4 protein-coding genes are annotated in these 1,590 nt (G+C 66.3%); 3 read left to right on the top strand and 1 reads right to left on the bottom strand.

Features of this window, described 5'->3' with window-relative positions; genetic code table 11:
* Positions 1-96 precede the first annotated feature (96 nt).
* The gene (locus tag ASG00_RS15155) at positions 97-327 is read right to left on the bottom strand and encodes a helix-turn-helix domain-containing protein (RefSeq protein WP_268768733.1); all 231 of its coding nucleotides are present in this window, start codon (positions 325-327) and stop codon (positions 97-99) included.
* Positions 328-422: 95 nt separating this feature from the next.
* Between ASG00_RS15155 and ASG00_RS02515 the strand changes: the two genes are divergently transcribed.
* The 3 genes from ASG00_RS02515 to ASG00_RS14725 all read left to right on the top strand — a co-directional run bounded on the left by ASG00_RS02515 (position 423) and on the right by ASG00_RS14725 (position 1,413).
* Positions 423-656 carry a helix-turn-helix domain-containing protein gene (locus ASG00_RS02515; protein WP_056206606.1) on the top strand — a complete coding sequence of 78 codons (234 nt, stop codon included), beginning with the start codon at positions 423-425 and terminating at the stop codon, positions 654-656.
* 245 nt (positions 657-901) lie between these two features.
* Positions 902-1,261 carry a hypothetical protein gene (locus ASG00_RS16520; RefSeq protein WP_156454772.1) on the top strand — a complete coding sequence of 120 codons (360 nt, stop codon included), beginning with the start codon at positions 902-904 and terminating at the stop codon, positions 1,259-1,261.
* Positions 1,261-1,413: a hypothetical protein gene (locus tag ASG00_RS14725; RefSeq protein ID WP_156454773.1), complete on the top strand. Its 153-nt coding sequence runs from the start codon at positions 1,261-1,263 to the stop codon at positions 1,411-1,413. The genes ASG00_RS16520 and ASG00_RS14725 overlap by 1 nt, the downstream gene beginning before the upstream one ends.
* Positions 1,414-1,590: the final 177 nt, after the last annotated feature.

Genomic DNA, 1,590 nt, shown 5'->3' with positions numbered 1-1,590 from the left:
CCTATGTTCGAACACATGTTCGATAAACGGGGGGTAACGGGGATGACGGCAGGGCAGGCTCTCGAGTTGGCGATCAAGCTGGGGGTCCCTCCGTCACTAATCCTTGACGTGCTTCATCGCGTCATCGAGAAGCCCACCCGCCGAGACGCCTAGGGCATCCGCGATCTTGAAGAGCACAGACAGCGGCGCGTCACGCTCTCCCTTGAGGTAGCGGCGAAGAGTGACGGCCGGGATTCCCGCGGCGGCGGCGAGGGCGACGTCAGACATTCGAGCTCTCGCCTGCGCGGCACGAAGCTCAGCGGCTGCCGCCTCCACATATTTGTCCATGTGGCTCACATTATCGCCATATTGGATCATTTGAAAATCCGAATAGGGCACGAAGCCAACTTGACGTGATCCATTTGGGCAACTAGATTTGCTGCATGGATCACTCACCAGCTCAGGAGCTCGCGGACAAGGTCGCCGCCAGCATCCTTCGATCCGGTCGCAAGAAGGCGGCAGTTGCCTCCGCAGCCGGCATCCCTCAGACGACCTTCAACCGCAAGATCAACGGCCACACCGAGTTCACGTTCGGCGAACTTCTCCGCATCGCTCAGGCGATCGACGTGCCCCCGTCGACGTTCACGCCGCAGGCATTCCTCTCCGCGGTCGCGTGATGAGCGAGGCCCTGCTGACCCTCCAAGAGGTCGCGGTGGCGCTGGGCGTGCCGTACGAGATCGTCCGCGAGAACGTCTACGCGGGCCGCTGGCCGCACTCGAAGTTCAGCCCGAGGATCCGCCGGATGTCCGCCGACGACGTCGAACGCGTGCGCGCGATGACGCATCACGAGCCGAGCGACCCGACCCGGTCGGAANCCCGCCGGCTGGTACCCGGCGGGCCTCACAAGAGAGGAGCCATACAGGTGGCTCAGGAACAGATTCTAGGCCGTGAGGCCTTCGATGTCGTGGACATCGCGGAGGGCTTGCGGGATCTCGCGAGCGTGGTGGCGACGTTCCCGGACGGGAACCCGCTGATGCAGTACCCGGCTGTGCCCGTGCCGCTCGTCGTGCCGGTGGAGTCGGTGGACGCGGTGGCCGCGTGGGCGTTGAACCTCGGTGTTCCGGTCGAGTCGTGGACCGCCCCGACCGGGTTCGTGCACGTCTCTGCGGCTCGCGAGTTCGGTGCGGTCGAGTTCAAGGTCTTCTACATCGTCGAGCCGGTGCGGACTCTGATGCGCCCGTCGGGTGTGACAGAGGCGTTCGAGGCGGTGGAGGTCGCGTGATGGATGCCGCCAAGATGCCCGCACGCCGCACCGACAAGGCGCGGGCGCGCGCGGTCCTCGCGACCCGCGTGGACGCGGCCGCACAGAAGGTCGCCCCCTACATGCTCGGCCTGGCGCTCGCGGTGGCGATGCTCGCGGTGGTGACCCGGTGAGCGTCCCGCAGATCGTGATGGCCGGCGACAGCCCGCGTGCGCGCCTGTTCGACCCGGTCGAGTCCCACGAAGCCGCGGACGCGTCCACGACGTCCGTCGCCGCCTCCCAGGCCGCGGTGCTCGCTGTGCTCGAGTTCGGGATCGCCCTGACCGACAAGCAGATCGTCGTCGAGATCC

The organism is Microbacterium sp. Leaf351 (genome assembly GCF_001423825.1).
In the GTDB taxonomy this organism is placed as follows: domain Bacteria; phylum Actinomycetota; class Actinomycetes; order Actinomycetales; family Microbacteriaceae; genus Microbacterium; species Microbacterium ginsengisoli.
Note: the sequence above shows the minus strand (reverse complement) of the source record. Positions and strands in the feature narration are given on the sequence as shown.

Coding starts and splice junctions, on each gene's coding strand:
- ASG00_RS14725 (WP_156454773.1), top strand. CDS start 1,261: ATGGATGCCGCCAAGATGCCCGCACGCCGCACCGACAAGGCGCGGGCG.
- ASG00_RS02515 (WP_056206606.1), top strand. CDS start 423: ATGGATCACTCACCAGCTCAGGAGCTCGCGGACAAGGTCGCCGCCAGC.
- ASG00_RS15155 (WP_268768733.1), bottom strand. CDS start 327: ATGGACAAATATGTGGAGGCGGCAGCCGCTGAGCTTCGTGCCGCGCAG.